The sequence below is a fragment of the Oceanisphaera litoralis genome (assembly GCF_016907015.1).
GTDB classification, from domain to species: domain Bacteria; phylum Pseudomonadota; class Gammaproteobacteria; order Enterobacterales; family Aeromonadaceae; genus Oceanimonas; species Oceanimonas litoralis.
In genome coordinates this window covers 1-21,036 of the sequence record NZ_JAFBBE010000015.1, presented here as the reverse complement: position 1 = coordinate 21,036, position 21,036 = coordinate 1, and the positions used below count along the sequence as shown (strand labels likewise).

At 59.2% G+C, this 21,036-nt stretch carries 17 protein-coding genes and 4 tRNA genes; 6 read left to right on the top strand and 15 right to left on the bottom strand.

Features of this window, described 5'->3' with window-relative positions:
• Window positions 1-6: 6 nt before the first annotated feature.
• The 10 genes from HNR62_RS10315 to HNR62_RS10270 all read right to left on the bottom strand — a co-directional run bounded on the left by HNR62_RS10315 (window position 7) and on the right by HNR62_RS10270 (window position 14,499).
• On the bottom strand, window positions 7-2,040 hold the full coding sequence (locus tag HNR62_RS10315) for an AsmA family protein (protein ID WP_204796007.1): 2,034 nt from the start codon (window positions 2,038-2,040) through the stop codon (window positions 7-9).
• A 161-nt stretch (window positions 2,041-2,201) separates the two neighbouring features.
• Window positions 2,202-4,274: an ATP-dependent DNA helicase RecG gene (gene recG, locus HNR62_RS10310; protein ID WP_204796006.1), complete on the bottom strand. Its 2,073-nt coding sequence runs from the start codon at window positions 4,272-4,274 to the stop codon at window positions 2,202-2,204.
• Window positions 4,275-4,371: 97 nt separating this feature from the next.
• Window positions 4,372-5,721, bottom strand: a complete 1,350-nt coding sequence (gene pssA, locus HNR62_RS10305; RefSeq protein WP_204796005.1) for a CDP-diacylglycerol--serine O-phosphatidyltransferase — start codon at window positions 5,719-5,721, stop codon at window positions 4,372-4,374.
• Between the two features lie 225 nt (window positions 5,722-5,946).
• On the bottom strand, window positions 5,947-7,737 hold the full coding sequence (locus HNR62_RS10300; RefSeq protein ID WP_204796004.1) for an aminopeptidase P family protein: 1,791 nt from the start codon (window positions 7,735-7,737) through the stop codon (window positions 5,947-5,949).
• 9 nt (window positions 7,738-7,746) lie between these two features.
• Window positions 7,747-7,899: a hypothetical protein gene (locus HNR62_RS10295; RefSeq protein ID WP_204796003.1), complete on the bottom strand. Its 153-nt coding sequence runs from the start codon at window positions 7,897-7,899 to the stop codon at window positions 7,747-7,749.
• Window positions 7,900-7,932: 33 nt separating this feature from the next.
• Window positions 7,933-8,844, bottom strand: a complete 912-nt coding sequence (locus HNR62_RS10290) for an EamA family transporter (protein WP_204796075.1) — start codon at window positions 8,842-8,844, stop codon at window positions 7,933-7,935.
• 82 nt (window positions 8,845-8,926) lie between these two features.
• On the bottom strand, window positions 8,927-9,127 hold the full coding sequence (locus HNR62_RS10285) for a hypothetical protein (protein WP_204796002.1): 201 nt from the start codon (window positions 9,125-9,127) through the stop codon (window positions 8,927-8,929).
• A 554-nt stretch (window positions 9,128-9,681) separates the two neighbouring features.
• Window positions 9,682-12,759: a multidrug efflux RND transporter permease subunit gene (locus tag HNR62_RS10280; RefSeq protein WP_204796001.1), complete on the bottom strand. Its 3,078-nt coding sequence runs from the start codon at window positions 12,757-12,759 to the stop codon at window positions 9,682-9,684.
• A gap of 12 nt (window positions 12,760-12,771) precedes the next feature.
• Complete coding sequence (locus tag HNR62_RS10275) at window positions 12,772-13,902, bottom strand: efflux RND transporter periplasmic adaptor subunit (protein WP_204796000.1); 1,131 nt, start codon at window positions 13,900-13,902, stop codon at window positions 12,772-12,774.
• Between the two features lie 30 nt (window positions 13,903-13,932).
• Window positions 13,933-14,499 carry a TetR/AcrR family transcriptional regulator gene (locus HNR62_RS10270; RefSeq protein WP_204795999.1) on the bottom strand — a complete coding sequence of 189 codons (567 nt, stop codon included), beginning with the start codon at window positions 14,497-14,499 and terminating at the stop codon, window positions 13,933-13,935.
• Window positions 14,500-14,757: 258 nt separating this feature from the next.
• Between HNR62_RS10270 and HNR62_RS10265 the strand changes: the two genes are divergently transcribed.
• From HNR62_RS10265 to HNR62_RS10250, 4 genes are all read left to right on the top strand, one after another.
• Window positions 14,758-14,834: transfer RNA gene (locus HNR62_RS10265), tRNA-Arg, on the top strand.
• 39 nt (window positions 14,835-14,873) lie between these two features.
• Window positions 14,874-14,949: transfer RNA gene (locus HNR62_RS10260), tRNA-His, on the top strand.
• Window positions 14,950-14,983: 34 nt separating this feature from the next.
• Window positions 14,984-15,069: transfer RNA gene (locus tag HNR62_RS10255), tRNA-Leu, on the top strand.
• Between the two features lie 161 nt (window positions 15,070-15,230).
• Window positions 15,231-15,307, top strand: a tRNA-Pro gene (locus HNR62_RS10250).
• A 75-nt stretch (window positions 15,308-15,382) separates the two neighbouring features.
• Here the strand turns inward: HNR62_RS10250 and HNR62_RS10245 are convergent.
• The 4 genes from HNR62_RS10245 to HNR62_RS10230 all read right to left on the bottom strand — a co-directional run bounded on the left by HNR62_RS10245 (window position 15,383) and on the right by HNR62_RS10230 (window position 18,419).
• Complete coding sequence (locus HNR62_RS10245) at window positions 15,383-15,595, bottom strand: hypothetical protein (RefSeq protein ID WP_204795998.1); 213 nt, start codon at window positions 15,593-15,595, stop codon at window positions 15,383-15,385.
• A 33-nt stretch (window positions 15,596-15,628) separates the two neighbouring features.
• Window positions 15,629-16,867, bottom strand: a complete 1,239-nt coding sequence (locus HNR62_RS10240) for a saccharopine dehydrogenase family protein (RefSeq protein ID WP_204795997.1) — start codon at window positions 16,865-16,867, stop codon at window positions 15,629-15,631.
• A gap of 52 nt (window positions 16,868-16,919) precedes the next feature.
• A complete protein-coding gene (locus tag HNR62_RS10235) occupies window positions 16,920-18,032 on the bottom strand; it encodes a carboxynorspermidine decarboxylase (RefSeq protein WP_239552737.1) in 1,113 nt (370 codons plus the stop codon).
• A gap of 141 nt (window positions 18,033-18,173) precedes the next feature.
• A complete protein-coding gene (locus tag HNR62_RS10230; RefSeq protein WP_338044099.1) occupies window positions 18,174-18,419 on the bottom strand; it encodes an MOFRL family protein in 246 nt (81 codons plus the stop codon).
• Between the two features lie 134 nt (window positions 18,420-18,553).
• Between HNR62_RS10230 and HNR62_RS10225 the strand changes: the two genes are divergently transcribed.
• The gene (locus HNR62_RS10225; protein ID WP_204795996.1) at window positions 18,554-19,204 is read left to right on the top strand and encodes a phasin family protein; all 651 of its coding nucleotides are present in this window, start codon (window positions 18,554-18,556) and stop codon (window positions 19,202-19,204) included.
• Between the two features lie 55 nt (window positions 19,205-19,259).
• Here HNR62_RS10225 and phaR read toward each other — a convergent pair whose 3' ends face one another.
• On the bottom strand, window positions 19,260-19,844 hold the full coding sequence (gene phaR, locus HNR62_RS10220; protein ID WP_204795995.1) for a polyhydroxyalkanoate synthesis repressor PhaR: 585 nt from the start codon (window positions 19,842-19,844) through the stop codon (window positions 19,260-19,262).
• A gap of 466 nt (window positions 19,845-20,310) precedes the next feature.
• Between phaR and HNR62_RS10215 the strand changes: the two genes are divergently transcribed.
• Window positions 20,311-20,793, top strand: coding sequence for an FKBP-type peptidyl-prolyl cis-trans isomerase (locus tag HNR62_RS10215; protein ID WP_204795994.1), 483 nt, complete (start codon window positions 20,311-20,313; stop codon window positions 20,791-20,793).
• Window positions 20,794-21,036: the final 243 nt, after the last annotated feature.

The following is a 21,036-nucleotide window of genomic DNA, read 5'->3' as shown; positions in this document are numbered from 1 at the left end:
CAGTCCCTAATCCCCGTTCTTGAGCTTGCGTACCGCCTCGGTGAGGCGGCCGGGCAGGCCGGCGGCGGGATAGGGTACGGCACCCCGATACCAGGGCTGGCAGGGGGTATTCAGCTCGGGCTGGTGCAGGCGCAGCCGTGGAGCACGCCAGCTGTCTTCCAGCCGAACGGCCAGTTCCCGACAGCCCTGGTCATTGATCGCGCCCAACTCCAGTTGCCAGTGTCCGGTGAAGTCCAGCGCCCCGCGAGCCGCCAGCAGGTGGCGTACGCTTTGTAGCGCGCTGCCATCCAGCTGCCAGCGACCTTGTTTTACCGGGCCTTTCAGTGTGGCGCGGTAGATAAAGCCGTCGCTTTGCTCCAGATCCAGCGCCGCCAGCAGCGGGTCGACCCGGGTCGGACGGCGATAGTCTTCGCCCAGCCGCTGTTTCAGCCAGTCATCCAGCCCCAGTTTTTCGATGAAGATATCGCGGCCATCCAGCGCCAGCGAGCCTTCCCAGCTGGCGGGCCGGCGAATCGTCCCGGTGAGATCGGCACTGATATCCAGTCGGCCGGAAAAGTCGCGCTCGGCCTGCAGCCAGTGGCTTAACCGCCGCAATTCCAGTTCTTTTCCTTCCAGCCGGATCTGGCCCCGATGGGGCGGGTAGAGCCCCAGGCTGCCATCGAGATTGATGCGGCCGTCGAGGGCGTCGGTGCTCAGTTGGTCCAGCAACAGCCGGGTATCATCGAGTCGTGCATTGAAATGGCCCTGGCGCACGATCAGGCTGTCGTAGGCCATTTCGCTCCAGCGGCCTTCCAGCCGTGCCTGTTCGCTGAGCGGACGCCACTGGGCACCGGACCAGGCCAGATCGGCGATAAACAGCTCGCCACCCAGCAACGACAGCGGCAGCTTGGGGTCCATAGACAGCAGCTCGCCCCGGTTCAGGTTGAGCTTGTGAATGCGTACGTCCGGCACCGGCCAGTACAAATCCGGCTGCCAGGTCAGCTTGTTGCCCTGCAACTGCAGGTTATCGATATCCAGTCTGCCCTGTTGCGGATACCAGCGCAGCTCGGTGTCGAAGGTACCCTGATAGGCCTTGCCCCCGAGGGTCAGCTCCAGTTGTTCCCGGCTACTCAACAGCTGGCCCTGATGAGCGTCCAGCCGCAGCCAGTCCAGTACCGCCTCCTCGGCCAGCCAGGTGCCGCCGGCCTCGGGCAGGCCGCCGTCGCGCCATTCGAAATAGCGAAGGTCACCATCGATGCCGTTGGCGGTCAGCGCCGGGCTGGTGATGCTGACGTCTTTCAGCTGGCCGCGGTTGACCTGCAGGGTCCAGTCTTTATCGAGCCGGGGCAGTCGTTCGAATTGCAGCTGGTTATGGCTGAATTGCGGCGCGTTCAGGATCAGTTCCCGCCTTGGCAGATTCAGGGTCAGGGCCGAGTCGAACAGGCCCTCGAACAAGCGGCTCTGCACCCGATCCAGCATCAGTTGTTGCTGGCTGATATGGCCGGCCAGGCTGATCTGCGACATCTCCAGCACGGGATGAGACAAGTGGCGCAGCTGGCCGTTGACGTCGAGATCCGACCACCATTGCCATTCCCCCAGACGCCTGGGCTGCCACTGGCTGAGGGTAAGGTCGGCGCCCCTGGCCTCCCAGCCATTCCAGGTCAGGCTCAGATTTTTGGTGTTCAGCTCGTCGATGCGGATGTTGGCCAGGTTGTCTGGTAACGCCAGCTCGGTGGCGTTATCCAGCTGTAGCTTGCCGTCGATGATATCGAGGGTGGCGATGCGGGTCTGGCCCGACAGCGGCGACAGGGTCGCCAGTTGCAGGTACAGCTGACGGGCGCTGAACCAGTCGCCCAGGCGCACCTCTTCCGCCAGCAGGGTATAGGGATGCAGGGGGTTGAATTCCAGGCGGCCTATGCTGAGATCCAGCTCGGTGTGTTCGTTGAGCCAGCCCAGCACCGGCTTTTTCAGCTGGTTGGCATCAAAAACACTCAGCAGCAGCCAGCCGGCCAGCAGCAGTACCAGCACCGACACCAGCAGATATTTGGCCAGCTTCTTCATGGTGTATCCCTTTAAAATCCGATACTTGTATCATACATAGCTTGAACTGGGGCGGGAACAGCACAACAGATGGTGAGGCGTAATGAGTGAAGGGTGAGGCGAGCCGTATTCTTCACCCCTCACCCCTCACCCCTCACCCCTCACCCCTCACCCCTTACATCTTAGACCTTGCCGTAGTGATCCCGTTGTCCCAGCCAGCGTCGGATCAGCGGCTCCACCACCGCCGGATGGCGGTCGGCCAGATAGCGGGCCAGGCGCTGAACCTCGGGCAACAGGGCCTGATCGCGCACCAGGTCGGCAATTTTAAGATCCGCCAGTCCGGTCTGACGGGTGCCGAGCAGCTCGCCCGGGCCGCGAATTTCCAAATCCTTCTGGGCGATGATGAAGCCGTCGTTGGTGTCGCGCAGTACCCCCAGCCGCTGGCCGGCGGTCTTGGTCAGGGGGGCGTGATAGAGCAGCACGCAGTGGGAGGCCACGGCGCCGCGCCCGACCCGGCCACGCAACTGATGCAGCTGGGCCAGGCCCAGGCGTTCCGGGTTTTCGATGATCATCAGCGAGGCATTGGGCACGTCTACCCCCACTTCGATCACCGTGGTGGCGACCAGCAGGTCCAGCCGGCCATCCTTGAAGTCGGCCATCACCGCCTGTTTTTCAGCCGGCTTCATGCGGCCATGCACCAGGCCGACCTTAAGCTCCGGCAGTTGCGCGGTCAGCTCGGCGGCGGCATCTTCCGCCGCCTGGCACTCGAGTACCTCGGACTCGTCGATCAGGGTGCAGACCCAGTAGGCCTGGCGGCCCTGCTCCCGACACACTTCCCGCACCCGGGCGATGATGTCGTCGCGGCGGGTGTCGGGCATGGCGACCGTGGTGACCGGGGTGCGCCCCGGTGGTAGTTCGTCGATGATGGACGTGTCCAGATCCGCATAGGCGGTCATCGCCAGGGTGCGGGGAATGGGGGTGGCGGTCATGATCAGCTGGTGCGGGTAAAACTCGCCCTGGCTGCCCTTTTCGCGCAGGGCCAGCCGCTGGTGCACGCCAAAGCGGTGCTGTTCGTCGATGATGACCAGTTCCAGGGCGTTGAACTGCACCTGCTCCTGAAACAGCGCATGGGTGCCGACTATCATGCCCAGCTCGCCATTGGCCAGCCGTTCCAGTTGCTCGGCCCGGGCCTTGCCCTTGACCTTGCCCGCCAGCCAGCCGACCCTGATCCCGAGCGGGGCCAGCCAGGCGGCGAAGTTGTTGGCATGCTGTTCGGCCAGTAGTTCGGTGGGGGCCATTAATGCCACCTGGCCCTGATTGCCGATCACCTGCAGGGCCGCCAGGGCCGCCACCAGGGTCTTGCCGGAGCCGACGTCGCCCTGTACCAGCCGCATCATGGGCACCTCTTGCTGCAGATCATCGCCGATTTCGGCCACCACCCGCCGCTGGGCGCCGGTGGGCGCAAAGGGCAGCCGGGCCAGAAAATCGTCAATCAGCGGACGGGGGTAAGACAAGCGCCGGGCCCGGTGGGACTGGCTCTGTTCCCGTACCTTGAGCACCGACAGGTTGTGGGCCAGCAGTTCTTCCATCACCAGCCGTTGCTGGGTCGGGTGTTTGCCCTGTTCCAGCTCGAACAGGGCCACGTCTGCGGGCGGTCGGTGCAACAGGCGTACCGCATCGTTCAGGCCCAGCTGGCGGTCGTAGAGGCCATCGGGCAGCCATTCCTGCAGCGGTTGCTGCTCCAGCAGCGTCAGGGCCTGATCGGTGAGCTGGCGCAGGCTTATCTGGCGCAGCCCTTCGGTGGTGCCATACACCGGGGTCAGATTGGCTTCGGCGGTCACCGGCTGCTCGTCCTGCTGCAGGCTGTATTCCGGATGGATAATCTCCAGGCCGTGATGACCGGGCCGGATTTCGCCGAAGGCCCGTAGCCGGGTGCCGGCGGTGAGGTGGTTTTTCTGGGCGGCGGCGAAATTGAAGAAACGCAGGGTCAGGGTGCCGCTGTGATCCCGCATGCGGCAGATCAGCATGCGTTTGCGGCCATGGCTGATGTTGCTGTCGACGATTTCGCCGATCACGGCAACATGCATGCCGGGCACGAGCCCGGCAATGGGGCAGACCCGAGTACGGTCTTCGTAACGCAGCGGCAGGTGAAACAGCAGGTCCTGCACCGTTTCCAGACCCAGCCGGTGCAGTTTTTCCAACATCTTGTCGCCCACGCCCTTGAGCAGACTGAGGGACATCTTGTCCAGATTCATAACGGCCCCAACCTGTAAATATATACAGAGAATAGCAACAAGAGTTGGAAGCCGGAAGAACAGAGAGCTTCCAGCTGTTAGTTTTCGGCTTTCAGCTTCAGAGCAGTCGCTTGAGCAGTACGTTGGCGCGGGTACGCTGTACCCGTTTGAGCAGTTTTTGTACCGGCGCGGGGTAATCACAGAGCTCTTCGATTTCCGAGAAATGCTCCAATCGTTGGCAATGTTCGAGGATATTGGCCTTTTCTGCCTCGAACTTTGCCTGTAACAGCCGATCCGGGTCCTGCACCAGCAGGCCGTTTTCCAGATCCAGCCCCCAGGCGCGGGGATTGAGGTTGTTGCCGGTAATCATCGCCAGATCATCATCCACGAACAGCCCCTTGAGATGGTAGGAGTTGCGGTCGTGATGCCATAACATGATGTTGAGCTTGCCCTGATAGATATAGGTCTGATGGGCGCGGGCAAAACGGCGCAAATTGGTTTCGTACAGATAAGGCAGGCCGCCTATGGTACGGAACGGTTGCTCCGGTGGAATATAAAAGTCGTTGGCCGTCTTGTCGCCGATCACCAGGGTGACTTCAATCCCTTTTTTCAGCAGGCCGCGAATATCCCTGGCCAGGGGCTTGGGAAGATTGAAGTAGGGGGTGCAGATAAACAGTGTTTCCCGCGGGCTGCGCAGCAGGTTGCGAATGGCGCGGTTCAGCCGGTTGCCGAGTTTGCCCAGGCCGGCCAGGGGGGTGATCGCCACCTGACCCTCCCGGCGTGGCATGGACTCGAATTCGTAGCGGGTGCGCTTCATCTGCTGTTTGAACTGGCGAATGGCATGGCGCAGTTGGCGGGCACCGGGGATGGGCTCTGCCGTCAGCAAGGGCACCGCCGGATTATCGGCAAAGAGCCGATCCATGTAATCGACCATGGTGTCCGCCAGCCGGGCGTCGGTGAACTGGTGATAGCGATCGAAGCGATAGCGATCCTCTTGATGCAGGTAGATATCGTTGAGGCTGGCGCCGGAATACAGCAGGGTCTCGTCGAACACGAAGCCTTTGAGGTGCAACACGCCCAGAATTTCACGCCCCTTGACCGGCACCCCGTAAATGGCGATGGGCTCGGCATAACGGGCGGAAAATTCCTGATACATCCGGTGGTTGCCGCCCTGGCCCTGATGGCCGATCAGGCCGCGCTGGGCCCGATGAAAGTCGACGAACAGGCGAATATCCAGGCCGGGGCGGGCCTGTTTGGCCTCATAGAGGGCGGTCAGAATTTCACGGCCGGCCGCGTCATCCTGCAGATAGAGTGCCGCCAGATAGATGCGGGTATGCGCGGTGGCGATCAGTTCCAGCAACCGCTGCTTGAAGCTGCGGGCAGAGTGCAGTACCTGCACCTGATCGGCATTCACCGCCAGTGTGGGCAGTCGTTCCAGCAAGGCGCGGTAATCATTGGCTAGTGGCATAGATGGACCCGGTTAATAAGGCTGTCGCGCAGGACCATACCCGCACGACAAGATGTGGAGCAGTTTACCGAATTTTGGTAAGGGGCAGCAAACTGTAGCGGCCGCCATTCAGAGTAGGTTGGCGATGAGCGTAGCGAATCCCAACAAACAGCGGCTTGCATGAAGGTTGGAATTCGCTTCGCTCATTCCAACCTACCCGCCAAGTCCCGCTCCCCGCTGTTCACCTTATAACGGCCGGGTGGCCTGCTCCAGCCAGGCCAGATCATTGCCACTCAGCTGCGGGCTGATCTGTTCCCATACCGTCTGGTGGTAGTGGTTCAGCCACCGGACATGTTTGGGCTCGAGCCAGTCGACATCAAGCAGTCGGCTATCGAAGGGTACCAGGGTCAGGGTCTCGAGCTCGAACACCGGAATCTCGCCGTCGGTGTCGGCGGCCTGTACCACCTGCAGGTTTTCGCAGCGGATGCCGAAGCCGTCTTCCCGGTAATAACCGGGTTCATTGGAGACGATCATGCCGGTGGTCAGCGGTACCATGCTGCCCCTGGGCGAAATTCGCTGTGGCCCTTCGTGCACACTGAGGTAATGACCCACGCCATGGCCGGTGCCGTGGTCGAAGTTGTAGCCCTGCTGCCACAGGGGCATGCGGGCCAGCGCATCCAGCTGCAGGCCGCCGGTACCGGCGGGAAAGCGGGCGCAGGCCAGGTCGATATGGCCGCGCAGCACCAGGGTGAACAATTTGCGCATCTCATCGTCGGGCTGTCCGACCGCCACGGTACGGGTGATGTCGGTAGTGCCGTCCAGATACTGGCCGCCGGAGTCCACCAGATAGATGGCGTCCTGACCCAGAGCCCGCGGGGTACCGTTGTCGTGGTGGTAATGACACATGGCGGCATTGGGCCCCAGCGCCGATATGGTGTTGAAACTGGGTTCGACAAATGCCGGGTGCTGGCGTCGAAAGGCCGCCAGCCGCTCGGCCAGGGTGCCTTCGTCTTCCTGCTCGGGGGTCGGCTGCTGAAGCCGGCTGTCCAGCCAGGCCAGAAAACGACACACGGCGGCACCATCGCGCCGGTGGGCGGCGCGGCTGCCGTTGACTTCCACCGGGTTCTTGCAGGCCTTGGGCAGCATGCAGGGATCGTCGGCAAACACCAGCTCGGCCCCGGCCCGGCTCAGCATCAGGCCGCTCCAGGCGTTGGCGGTGTGCGGGTCCAGTTGTACCCGGGCCCCTTGTTCGCCCAGGGACTGCAGGGCGGCTTCCAGCTCGCCGACGGGCGCCAGGGTCACGTCCTGGCCGCAGTGAAGCTGCAGGTCGAGACCGTCGAATTTGGCCGGATCGGCAAACAGCTGCACGGCGCCGTTGCGGTGCAACAGGGCGAAGCTCAGTACCACCGGCAGGCAGTCGATATCCCGGCCGCGAATGTTCAGCAGCCAGTTGATGGGCTCGGCCTGCGTCAGCAACTGGGCATCGACCTTGTCGGCGGTCAGCGTAGCGGCAATGCGGCTGCGCTTGGCCTCGCTGTGCTGGCCGCTGTACTCCTGGTCGAGCAGCAGGGCCGGGTGACAGTCCGGTACGGGTCGGTCGTGCCAGTGCAGGTCAATCAGGTTTTCCGTCACCGGCACCAGGGTGAGGTCGTGGGCGGCCAGCCGGGTCTTGGCATTCTGGTGCCAGTGATGGCTGTGCAACCGGGGATCGAACCCCACCCGGCTGCCGGGCGCCAGCTCGGCGAGCAGCCAGTCCAGATAAGGTTCCGTGACCAGATGGTGATATTCAAACAGCGCCGAGCTGCACTGATGTCGAACCTGAACCGTATAACGACCATCCACGAACACGGCAGCCTTGTCGGCCAGCACCACGGCGGCGCCGGCAGAGCCGTTAAATCCGCTGATCCAGTCCAGCCGCTCGGCATGGGGGGGAATGTATTCGCCCAGATGCTCGTCGTCGTGGGGCACGATAAAAGCGTCCAGACCCTGTTGTGTCATGCTGTTGCGCACGGCGTTAATGCGAGAGGCAGGCGTCATTGTGTCTCCTTAGCGAGAAGCAAACAGTTGCTTGATGGACTGGCCCGCCGTTTCGATATGCTGTTTCAACAGGACGCCGGTACTGAATTCGCCTGTGAGAATGCGGGCGCGAAGCGTTTCGACCACCGACCGGGTCAGGGTTTTACAAGGCGTTCGGCTCATCTGGAATCGTATACGGTTGGCGATGGGCTCACTCTACTCCGCCTTCGATGGGTTGGCAAACCGCGGCTTGAGCCTCAGTTGCTGGATCAACAGCGCCGCCACTATCATCGACAGCCCGACCAGGGTGGCGGGGTAGATTTCCTCGCCGACCAGAAAACGCAGCAGCAACAGCGAGACGAAGGGCGAGATGAAAATCAGGTTGGAAATCCGGGCGGTATTTTCCGCATAACGCATGGCCAGCAACCACATCACGAAGGCGAAGCCCATCTCGAACAGTCCCACATAGATGGCGCCGACCCAGCCCTGCCAGGCGGTGAGAGTAAAGTCGGACCACAGCGCCGTGGCCAGCACTATCGGAGGCAGCGCCAGCAGAAAACTCAGGGTCAGCGCCACCAGGGGATCGTCCTGGTTGCGGGCACTCAAAATCCAGTAACCGGCCCAGAGCAGGGTGGAAAACAGGGCCAGCGCGACCCCCAGCGGATCCTCGAAGTCCAGGCCGAGCAGGTCGCCCCTGGTGGCGATCACCATGGCGCCGAGGTAGCCGAGCACAATGGCTATCCCGTCCTGTTTGCGGATTTTCTGGCCGAGAAAGGGCACCGCCAGCAGGGTCAGGGTGATGGCCCAGGTGTAGTTGAGCGTTTGTGCCTGCTGGGCCGGCAGCCGATCGTAGGCCTGAAACAGCACCAGATAATAGAGGGCCGGATTGATCAGCCCCAGCAGCAGATAATAGCCGGGGCGGGCGCGAAAATAGCGCGCCAGATAGGTCAGCTTGCCCTGCCACGCCAGCATGCCGAGCAGCAGCAGCAAGGAGCTGATGGTGGCCACCAGCAACAGCTGGGCCGGAGTAAAATAACCGAGCGACAGCTTGAAGGCGGTGGCCACGGTGGACCAGCAGGCCACGGCCCCCAGCCCAAACAGATAGGCTTTTTTCTGATCTTTCATTATGAGTACTGATCCGTGCAGCGCATGAGGACAGAGAGTGGACCAGTGTAGGAAGGCCGGGGGGTGGGAGCAAGAGGGCGACGGGTTATTCCAGTTCCTCGAACGGGCGACATTTTTCTTTTTCCAGCACCAGCTTTTCCAGAGTGTTGACCCGTTCGCACAAGCGACGGTTTTCCGCTGCCAGCTGCTGCAGCCGGTCATCGAGCTCGCTCTGAGTCCGGCCCTGATTGACCAGCAGCAAGACCAGGCCGATGGCCAGCCCCAGCAACAGTATCCACATCATCATGACGGTTCCCTCCGGTGTCAAAAGGCCAGCTTACTATCCAATGGCGATCGTAATAAAGAAAGAACGGCGAGATACCGAACAGGATCCAAGGCTTGTGTCATCGCAGTCAAAGAGGCAACAGGATCGTCAGCTCCGACACGATACGGGGTATGACACTCATAATTTCAACCAGCTGCGAACATTCACGGTATGCTCGGTCAGGCTGACGCTGCGTCGTTGTCACTGTACTCCGCTTCTGCTAGCACCGTATTACTCCTCCCCCTTGACTGCGGACTAACAGACATAACGGCGGGTTTTCGCCAGGGGGAGGTTGGGAGGGGGTGTCGATGTTGACCGGCTCGGCGAACATGCCAATCTGCTGCTGCAACCCCTCCCCAACCCTCCCCTTGCCTTGCACTCCGCTGTCATTCCGACACGCCGAGGCAAAGGGGAGGGAGCAGATCGGAGTGGGCCCTTTTTTCTCTTTGCCACCTCTTGTCTCCCCAGATAGATAAACAAAGAAAAAGGGCTGCCTGAGGCAGCCCTTCGGTTCATTCCATTACCCCGAGGCGGGATTAATGGCTTGCCAGCGTCTTCGGTGCCTGGTCTTCATCAAACTCCGGCAGCGGCTTGTGTCGTGAGGCCAGGAAGGTGTAGATCACCGGCAGCACGAACAGGGTAAACAGGGTACCTATACTCAGGCCCGAGACGATGACGATACCCATGCCGAAGCGGGAAACGGCACCGGCACCCACCGCAAACAGCAGCGGGATCAGCCCGGCCACCATGGCGGCGGTGGTCATCAGGATGGCGCGCAGACGAATGCGGGCCGCCACCCGAATGGCGTCGGTACGGTTCAGGCCGCGGTGCAGCTGTTCTTCCTTGGCCACCTCGCACATCAGAATGCCGTGCTTGGTGATGATGCCGACCAGGGTGATCAACCCTACCTGGGTATAGATGTTCATGGTTCCCAGCCCCCAGGCCAGGGTGATCAGGGCGCCGGAAATGGCCAGCGGCACCGATACCATGATCACCAGCGGATCGCGTACGCTCTCGAACTGGGATGCCAGCACCAGGAAGATGATGAACAGCGCCAGCAGAAAGGTCATGTACAGGGCACTGCCTTCGGTGACGAACTGGCGGGCGGCACCCAGATAGTCATGGTTGTAGCCGTTGGGCAGTTGGGTGGTCACCTCCTGCTCGAGGAAGCCGATGGCATCGCCCATGGATACACCCGGCGTCAGTACGGCACCGATGGTGGCCGAATTCAGCTGATTGTAGTGGGGCAGGGAGCGAGGCTGGGCTTCCATGGTGATGGACACCAGGTTGGCCAGCGGCACCATGTCGCCGTTGTGGGCGCGCACATAGTAATCCTTGATGGAGTCCGGATTGAGCCGGTTTGAACGGATGACCTGGGGGATCACCTCGTAGCTGCGACCGTCCAGATCCACCCGGTTGACATAGCCGTCACTCATCATGGTCGACAGGGTCATGGCGATGTCCTGCATGGTCACGCCATAGGCACCGGCCTTGTCCCGGTTGACCGCGATCTTCATGGTGCCCGAGTCGAACGCCAGATCCAGCTCGCTGTATACGAACAGCGGGCTCTGGCTTACCTTGCCCAGCACCTCGGCCGCCACGGCGTAGAGGCTTTCGAAGCTGTTGGGGGTGGTCAGCACATACTGTATCGGCAGACCGCCGGAGGCACCGGGCAGCTCGGGAAGCCCGAAGGCGCTGATGGCCACCGCCGGAATGGCCTGCAGCGGCGGCGTGACCCGCTCGAGAATCGCCTGCTGGCTGTCGCGCCGACTCCAGGGTTTGAGCACGGCCACCGCCAGGCCCTGGTTGGCATTGGGCACACCGGCAATGGTCAGGGAAGTGGCGATCCCCGCTTCCTTGTTGAGTATCTCCACCGCCTTGCGCATGTTGTTCTCGATGTAATCGAGGTTGGCGGAGTTGGGGGCCTTGGCCATCATCAGGAAGGCGCCCTTGTCTTCACTCGGGGCCAGCTCGTCGGGAATAAAACCGAACAGCACCGGCAGGGAGCCGAACACCAGCAACGCGAAGGCGATGACCACAGGGCGCCTGGCCAGCACCGCATCCAGCATACGGACATAGCCGGCGGTGATCTTGTTCAGGGTGTTTTCCACGCCATGCTCGAAGCGATTTGGCTTATCGTGGGGCTTGAGCAGTTTGGAGCACATCATGGGCGACAGGGTCAGTGCCACTATGCCCGAGATGAACACGGCCCCGGCCAGGGTCAGGGCGAACTCCTTGAACAGGGAGCCGGTAATGCCGCTCATCAGCGCTATGGGTGCATAGACCGCCGCCAGTGTGATGGTCATGGTGATGACCGGTACGGCGATTTCCCGGGTGCCGATAATGGCGGCCCGGTAGGGTGACTCGCCGGCCTTGATGTGCCGGTCGACGTTTTCCACTACCACTATGGCGTCATCCACCACCAGGCCGATGGCCAGCACCATGGCCAGCAGCGTCATCAGGTTGATGCTGAAGCCGAAAAAGTTCATCAGAATGGCCACCCCGATCAGCGATAATGGAATCGTGATGATGGGGATCAGCACGGCACGCAGCGAGCCGAGGAACAGGGTGATCACCACAATCACGATCAAGGAAGCCTCGACGATGGTCTTGATCACCTCACCGATGGACTCGTTGATGGCGTCGGTAGCGTCGTACAGCAGTTTCATCTTGATGGTGTCGGGTATGTTGCGCTCCAGGCCGGGCAGCATGGCACGCACATTATCTGCCACGTTCAGCGGGTTGGCGGACGGGGTCGGATCCACACCAATGACGACCGCCGACTCGCCGTTGGCCAGGGCGCGCACCACGTCGTGGCTCGTTTCCAGCGATACCTGAGCGATATCGCGCAGCCTGACCACGGCGTCGTCACGGGTGGCGACGACCAGGGATTCCAGCTGCTCGGCGTTTTCTATCTGGGTATTGATGTCGCTGTTGTACAGCATGAAATAGCCGGTGGCCTGACCGGCCGCGGCCTGGTAGTTGTTGGCCTGCAGCACCGACAACACCTCGGGGGCGGTCAGCCGGTAGGCGGCCATGCGCAGCGGATCCAGCCAGATACGCAGCGCGAACTTGGCGCCACCGAACAGGTTGATCTTGGCCACCCCGTCCACCGAATAGAACTGGGGCCGTATCACCCGCTCCAGATAGTCGTTGATCTGGGGCGCGCTGAGCTGCTCGCTGCTGAAGGCGATGTACATGATGGAGGTGGAGGCCCCCGTGGTCATTTCCAGGCTGGGGTCTTCCGCCTCCCGGGGTAGCTGGGAACGCACCGAGTTGACCCGCGCCAGAATATCCGACAAGGCGGCATTGGGATCCGTATTCAGCTTCATCTGTACCGTGATCTTCGAGCTGCCGTTACTGCTGCTGGAGCTCATGAAGTCGATGTTATCGGCCTGGGCGATGGCCTGCTCCAGCGGTTGGGTGATAAACCCCTGAATCAGCTCGGCGCTGGCGCCGAAATAACCGGTACCGACGGTGATGACGGTGTTGGTCATTTCGGGGTATTCACGTACCTGCATCTTCTGCAGGGCCTGTAGCCCCAGCAGCACGATCAGCAGGCTGATCGACACGGCCAGCACCGGCCGTTTGATAAAGACATCGGTAAAGCGCATCGTCTTCTCCGCTTACAGCTGGGGCACTGATTCGGGCGTGGCCAGCGCATCGTCTTCCACCGGCTGTACCTGGCTGCCGTTGGACAGGCGTACCTGACCCGAAGTCACTATGATCTCGCCGGGTGTCAGGCCTTTGGTCACGCGGGCAAATTCGGCTTCCCGTTCGGCGACTTCCACCACCCTTTGTCTGGCGACCTGCACGGTTTCACCCTCTTCCTTGCCTTCTGCCTGTTCTTCTTCCACTACATAGACGGTCTGGCCGTAGAGGGTGAAGTTGATGGCGTGCTGCGGCACCAGAATCTGCCCCGTCTGTACCGGCAGTTGCACATCCAGCTTGGCGAACATGCCGGAGCGCAGCCTGCCTTGTTTATTCGGGATGCTGGCCTGTACCTGCACTACGCCCGACTCCGGATTAACCTGGGGTTCGATGGCGGTGATCTCGCCCTCGAACGGGGTATCGGGATAGGCATCGACGAAGATGTTCAGCTTCTGTCCTACCGCAATGTCGGCAATGCGGGTTTGGGGAATGGTAAAGCGAATGCGGAACTGGCTGATGTCTTCCAGCCGGGCGATATCGGTACCGGCATCCAGATACTGGCCGAGAAAGGCGTTGCGGATACCCATGATGCCGTTGAAGGGGGCGCGAATGGTACGGCGCTCTATGGTGGCCTTGAGCGAGTCAACCTGGCCCAGCAATTCCTGATAATTAGCCTGGGCTTCGTCCAGCTGGCCCCTGGAGACGGATCCGCGTGCATACAGCTGGCGCATCCGTTCCAGGTTGGCCTGCACCGCGGGCAGGCGGCCCTGGGTACTGCGCAGATTTGCTTTTTCCACATCGGCATCCAGCTCCAGCAGAATATCGCCGGTGCTGACCTGCTGGCCTGACTCGAAGTGAATGACGCGCACTATGCCGGCCGCCTCGTTACTGACATTGATACCCTGAATGGGCTCGATAAAACCGATGGCGGCAATGCGCGGCGTCCAGTCGGTGGGGCTCACTTTTTCCACCGTCACCGGAAAGCTGGGTATCGGCATGCGGGCGAAATATTGTTCCATCATGTGTTGCTTGAACAGGCTGAAGCCGATGACGCTGCCGAAAATGACCACTAGCAGCAACAACATAGACAGTATCCACTTTTTCATCAGGGTTACTCCCGCAACGTTTGTACACCATTAACGTTTAAGAATGGCATTCCAGCTGGCATCGAGCAGTTGCTGATAGAGCGCTTCATCGAGCTCGATACCGCCCTTGGTGCATTTTTGCGACAGCAACATCAGGTTTTCGAGTGCCAGGAAGGCGAGCAACTCGGCCGGTATGTCCCTGAACAAGCCGGTTTCGCGACCGCGTTCAAAAAATTCGAACAGCGGTTGGAAATAGCGCTCGTTCATCTGCCGCTCTTCCTCCCTGTCAAACAGGGGGGAAGCCTCGTACTGGATCCGGTAGCAGAGGCTGTCCGGACTGGCCTGCAGATAGTGCAGGGTGTTGAGCCACAGCTGCCGAAACTGGGCATGGCCCGGCTCTGTGGTGTCGACGTCCTGCAAAATGGCGGTCGACACCTCGAGCATCCGCTCTTCATGCAGGCAACGCAGCAGGGTTTCCTTATCGGCAAAATACCGATAGATGGTACCGGTCGCGACGTTGGCGTGTTTGGCCACCAGTTGCATCGACATGCCCTGGAAGCCGCAGTGGGCGATAAGGGTTTCTGCTGCGGCTAAAATTCGTTCGCGTTTGTCGGTCATGAGTTATCGCTTTTTAGTATGGGCATCTGGTCGCTATGGATTGTATTGAGAATGAATATTTATTCATTTTTTGGATTCTAGGTTTTTTCCTCTATAAGTCAATTTAAGCCAATTCAATCCATCTGCGAGACGCCTATGGTTAGCCTAGCCAAAAAAATCAGCATCCTGTTGATAAAATCATCACACGGTCGTTTATTGTAAAAAAGTGCTGGACAAGAATGGGGGCGGGTCTTAGTATTCGCGTCGTCCGAATGTAGAGCGCCCGTAGCTCAGCTGGATAGAGCGCTGCCCTCCGGAGGCAGAGGTCACAGGTTCGAATCCTGTCGGGCGCGCCATCTGGTATTGGACGATGTATTGAAGATGTATTGAAAATGGTGACCGTAGCTCAGTTGGTAGAGTCCTGGATTGTGATTCCAGTTGTCGCGGGTTCGAGCCCCGTCGGTCACCCCAGTTTCAGGCCCAGGTCTGGAAGCAGTAGAAAAATGCGAGGGTGGCGGAATTGGTAGACGCGCTAGCTTCAGGTGTTAGTGTCCTATGGACGTGGGGGTTCAAGTCCCCCCCTTCGCACCACTGCTTCAATAGCTTGTAATTGCACTTAAAATAAGTACAATGCACAGAGTTAAAAAGTAAGACTTCGGCGTTTAGCGCAGCTTGGTATCGCATCTCGTGTCTTGGGATTAAGCGGACCAGAGGGTGCGACCCGAGAGCAGTTTAAGAGTAAAGAAAGACTTCGGCGTTTAGCGCAGCTTGGTAGCGCATCTGGTTTGGGACCAGAGGGTCGCAGGTTCGAATCCTGCAACGCCGACCAATTTAAAAAGCCAGCTCATGTAGCTGGCTTTTTTACGTCTGAATATCGTGAGGGGGTGATGTTTTACTCTTTACCTCACCCCTCACCGGATTCGAACACAAGCAGGACCTGGGCAAGATCCATCGGCGGCAAGGCACCCGGCACCAGCCATAAGCCATAAGCGGTAAACGAGAAGAGGCTGGCGCCTACAGCAAACGAGCAGCTTGCTGAGGAGCGCAGCGAATCGCCGATCTCATCCCAAGCTACCGCCGAGTATGAAGACATATCAAACAAAAAAGGCCAGTCCATCGGACTGGCCTTTTGCTCATCAAACGATCGGGCTTAGAAGCTCAGCGGGCGATCGCCCTGCTCGTCCTTGATGCGGGTCGGCAGACCCATTTCGTTGAGCAGCTTGATGAAGGGGCGGTGCGGCAGTTCTTCCACGTTGGCCATCTTCTTCACGTCCCATTCGCCAGAAGCGATCAGGATGGCGGCGGCCACCGGCGGCACACCGGCGGTGTAGGAAATGCCCTGGCTGCCCACTTCGGCATAGGCCTCGGCGTGATCGGCCACATTGTAGATGAACACTTCCTTGTCCTTGCCGTCCTTCTTGCCCTTGACCAGATCACCGATGCAGGTCTTGCCGGTGTAATCCGGGGCCAGGGAAGAAGGGTCGGGCAGCACGGCCTTGACCACCTTCAGCGGCACCACTTCCAGGCCTTCGGCGGTTTTCACCGGCTGCTCGGACAGCAGACCCAGATTCTTCAGCACAGTGAACACGTTGATGTAGTGCTCGCCAAAGCCCATCCAGAAGCGCACATTGGGCACGCCCAGATTTTGCGACATAGAGTGCACTTCATCGTGACCGGTCATGTAGCTGGTCTGGCTGCCTACGACCGGCAGATCGTCGGTGCGCTTTACTTCGAACATCTGATTCTGCACCCACTCGCTGTTTTGCCAGGACCAGACCCGACCGGTGAACTCGCGGAAGTTGATCTCAGGATCGAAGTTGGTGGCGAAGTAGCGGCCGTGGCTGCCGGCATTGATATCGATGACATCGATGGAATCGACGCTGTCGAAGTATTCGTTGACCGCTACAGCGGCATAGGCGTTGACCACACCCGGATCGAAGCCGGCACCCAGAATGGCGGTAATGCCGTTGTCGGCACACAGCTGCTTGCGCTTCCACTCGTAGTTGGCGTACCAGGGCGGCGTTTCGCAGATCTTGGTCGGATCTTCGTGAATCGCGGTATCCAGATAGGCGGCGCCGGTCTCGATGCAGGCCTGCAGCACCGACATATTGATGAAAGCCGATCCGACATTGATCACCATCTGCGACTGTGTTTTGTCAATCAACGCCTTGGTGGCTTCGATATCGAGCGCATCCAGGGCATGGGCTTGCAATTCACCGGCAACCTTGAGGCTGCCCTTTTCCCGCACGCTGTCGACGATTTGCTGACATTTCTCGACAGTACGCGAGGCGATATGGATGTTACCCAGAACATCGTTATGTTGCGCGCACTTGTGTGCAACAACCTGGGATACACCACCGGCACCAATAATCAGAACGTTTTTCTTCATTTTTTTCCTCTGGAGCCTCCTTGGAAAGGCTTTGTTGGGGTTACTCCATGCCTCAGGAGAGGCTGCTTACAAAGTCGTCGAACGTGAACTCCTTGACCGTGGTAACGGTGCCATCGAGCTCACGTACGGCAATGGCGGGCATCTTGACGCCATTGAACCAGTTTTTCTTGACCATGGTATAGCCGGCGGCGTCGATGAAAGACAGTCGGTCACCGACCTTGAGCTCGCGCTCGAACTTGAATTCACCGAAGATATCGCCGGCCAGGCAAGACTTGCCGCATACCATGTATTCTAGCTTACCCTCGTTGGGCGCCATTTTGGCGGATTCGCGGTAGATCAGCAGGTCGAGCATGTGGGCCTCGATGGAGCTGTCCACGATCGCCAGCTGCTTGCCGTTATAGAGGGTGTCGAGCACCGTTACCTCGAGCGAGGTGCTCATGGTAATGGAGGCCTCGCCGGGCTCCAGGAAAACCTGCACGCCGTAACGCTCGGAGAATGCCTTGAGCCGGGCACAGAACTGGTCCAGCGGATAGTCGTCGCCGGTAAAGTGAATACCGCCGCCCAGGCTGACCCAGCTGATTTGGGGCTGTTCCAGCAGGCGGCCAAACTTGGTTTCTATTTCGCCCAGCATCTGGTCGAACAGGGCAAAATCGCTGTTCTCGCAGTTGTTGTGGATCATGAAGCCGGAAATCCGGTCGATGACGGTGGCGACCTTGTCCGCATCCCATTCACCCAGGCGGCTGAAGGGGCGGGAGGGGTCGGCAATCAGAAATTCGGAGCTGGATACGCCGGGGTTCAGGCGCAGGCCACGCACATGGCGGGCGGAGGCGTCGGCAAAACGCTCGAGCTGACCGATGGAGTTGAAGATGACCTTGTCGGAGTGGGCCAGTACTTCCTCTATTTCGTCGTCGGCGTAGGCCACGCTGTAGGCGTGGGTTTCACCGCCAAACTTGAGTTTTCCGAGCTTGACTTCGTTGAGGGAAGACGAGGTGGTGCCGTCCATGTATTGGCTCATCAGATCGAAGACCGACCAGGTGGCAAAACATTTCAGCGCCAGCAGCGCCTTGGCGCCGGAGTGTTCGCGCACATAGGCGATCTTTTCCATGTTGCGCAGCAGCTTGCTTTTGTCGATGAGATAGTACGGCGTCTTTATCACCTGAGTCATACCCTCTTGCTCGGTTTAACCGCCCGGCCAAAGCGCGGGAAATTTTAAGCGCGTGATTATAGTGGAAAGGGGGGGGCGCTTCGAGCAAAAAGTGGCTTATATGCCAGTTTTGCCACCGGCTTGTCGGTGGGGCGTGGGTGGTCACGTCTCTTGCTGGCCCAGGATCAGAATGGCGCGGAAGTCGTTGACGTTGGTGCGGGTCGGCCCTGTCTCTACCAGGGCGTTCAGCTGATAGAAGAAAGAGTAGCTGTCGTTGTTGGCCAGGTAGTCTTCCGCTTTCAGCCCGGCATGCTGAACCCCTGTCATACGGCGGTCATCCGTGACAGTAATACTCTGGAGTTGGCAGTAGGAACAAAACGGTATCAATGTGTTTTTTTTGCGATGCACAAAAAAGAGCTTGTAAATCGTTTTTGTGCGGTGCAATATTAGTGGTGTGCGCCGAAGCCAAGAAAGTGGAATGATGATGTTTTTCTTGCTGGCGTACCGGGCCTAGAGCCACCCCATTCTTCAGGAGATAGATAATGTCATTGTTCAATTTTGAAAAACTGCAAAACACCCAGCAAGCCAACCTGGACCTGGTACAGGGTCTGACCAACAACCTGGTTGCCAGCGCCACCAAGCTGGGCAAGCTGCAGCAGGATTCAGTGACCGAACTGGGTGCCGCTCAGTTTGATTATGCCGGCAAGCTGCTGGCTGTACGTGACATCAAGGATCTGCTCGAGCTGCAAAGCGGTTTCTTCAGCCCGACTGCCATTCTGGATCGTCACCTGTCCTTCAACCGTGAAGTGCTGTCTCTGCTGACCGATGGCCAGCAGCAGTTTGGCAAGTTTACCGAGCAGCAAATTGCCGCCGGCAGCCAGCAGCTGAACGACATGATTGACCAGCTGGCAGGCAATGCCCCCGCCGGTACCGAGTCTGCGGTTAACGCGCTGAAATCTGCGGTAAACAGCGCCAACGAAGCCTATGAGCAGGCGCAAAAAGCGGCCAAAGAAGCCGCCGAGATCACCGACAAGGCGGTCAAGCAGGCAACAGAGCAGTCCGAAAAGGCCGCCCGTCAGGTAGCAGAAACTGCCGAGAAAGGTATCAGCGCCGCGACCAGTGCCGCCGCGCAGCAGGCAAGCAATGCCAACAACAATGCGAAAAGTGCACGTGGTTCAGCCAAAGCCAACTAATTAACGATAACGATAACGAAAAATAACAGCGGTTATCTCGTTGAGGCGATAGGGGTTATTCCTTATCGTCTTTTTTTTCGTCCTTTTTGCCTGTATCGCTCTTGTTCTCGCTCTTGTTCTCGCTCTTGTTGTCGCTTTTGTTGTCGCTTTTGTTGTCGCTATAGTTGAAAGCGCCGAACAGGCCGAACATGTTCTGGGTGTTGAGGTAGAGGCTGCGGGACTGCTCCACGTACTGACGCATCATATCCTGCATCATGGGCACCTGGCTGTGCATGAACTCGGTCCAGGCCTGTGTCGACTGGGTGCCGGTCTGGGTCTGAATGTCGATCACCGACTGAATGCTTTCTTCCAGATAGCTGCCAAGCACGCCCTGAAAGGGTCCGTAGAAACGGATGATGTTCTTCAGCATGTCGCTGGAAAATATCGGATCGCCGTCGCTTTCCGCTTCCTGAATGATCTGCAGCAGAATGCTGCGGGTGATGTCGTCGCCGCTTTTGGCGTCTATGACCTGAAAGGGTTCTTCTTCCTGCACCAGCCGACGAATATCGACCAGGGTGACGTGGCTGCTGGTGTGGCTGTCGTACAGGCGGCGGTTGGGGTACTTCTTGATGATGCGGATACTGTCCTGCGATTTTGACATGCGACACTGATTCTCGGCGGGATGGTTTAATGGGCAGTGTATCCCAATCCTCGACAGCTCTCAATTTGACGCCTGCTCACTTCCTGAATAGTGGGTTAAAATCTGGGCAGTGTATTGCCGAACTCCTCGACAGCTCTCAATTTGACGCCTGCTCACTTCCTGAATAGTGGGTTAAAACCTGGGCAGTGTATTGCCGAACTCCTCGACAGCGCTCAATTTGACGCCTGCTCACTTCCTGAATAGTGGGTTAAAACCTGGGTAGTGTATTGCCGAACTCCTCGACAGCGCTCAATTTGACGCCTGCTCACTTCCTGAATAGTGGGTTAAAACCTGGGCAGTGTATTGCCGAACTCCTCGGCGGTGCTCAATTTGGGGGTGGGGTGGCGATGGACGATGGAACTGAATCGGGTTGTACCATCTGTTATTATTTGTGTCGGTTATTTTCCCGATACAGACAGGACAACAGATGCAAGTTGCAGACAACACCGTAGTACAGTTCAACTACACCCTGAAAAGTGAAGACGGCCAGGTGCTGGACACCAACGTCGGCAACACGCCGCTGGCTTACCTGCATGGCCATAACGGCATGCTGGAAGGCCTGGAAAAGGCGCTGACCGGTAAAGAAGAAGGCGAAAGCTTCAGCGTCACCCTGACCCCGGAAGAAGGTTATGGCGAGCGCAAGGACGACATGATCCAGCGCGTACCGGTCAAGCATTTGCAAGGTGCCAAGAAGTGGAAGGCGGGCATGATGGCCACGGTGCATACCGAGCAGGGCGAGCGCCAGGTGACGGTCGCCAAGGTGGGCAAATTCATGGCCGACGTGGACATGAACCATCCCCTGGCCGGTTTGACGCTGAACTTTGATCTGGAGGTGGTGAGTGTACGTGCCGCCACCGAAGAAGAGCTGGCCCACGGCCACGCCCACGGTGAAGGTGGTCACCACCACTAAAACCAGCTTTAAGCGGTAAGCTGACAGCTGTAAGAAAAAGACTAAACAAAAAGGCCGAGCTGTTGCTCGGCCTTTTTGTTGGGTGCAATACACGCCCGGGCTAGCCCGTAATCTCTTTGGGTTGAACCAGTCGCAGGTAGTCTTTCATCCGACATTCCGCACCTAATTCAGGAATAAATGGCCAGGTAACGTTTGCCGAGTGCCTCAAGAATGGTCTGTTGCGGCGGTTGAAGATTGACGATC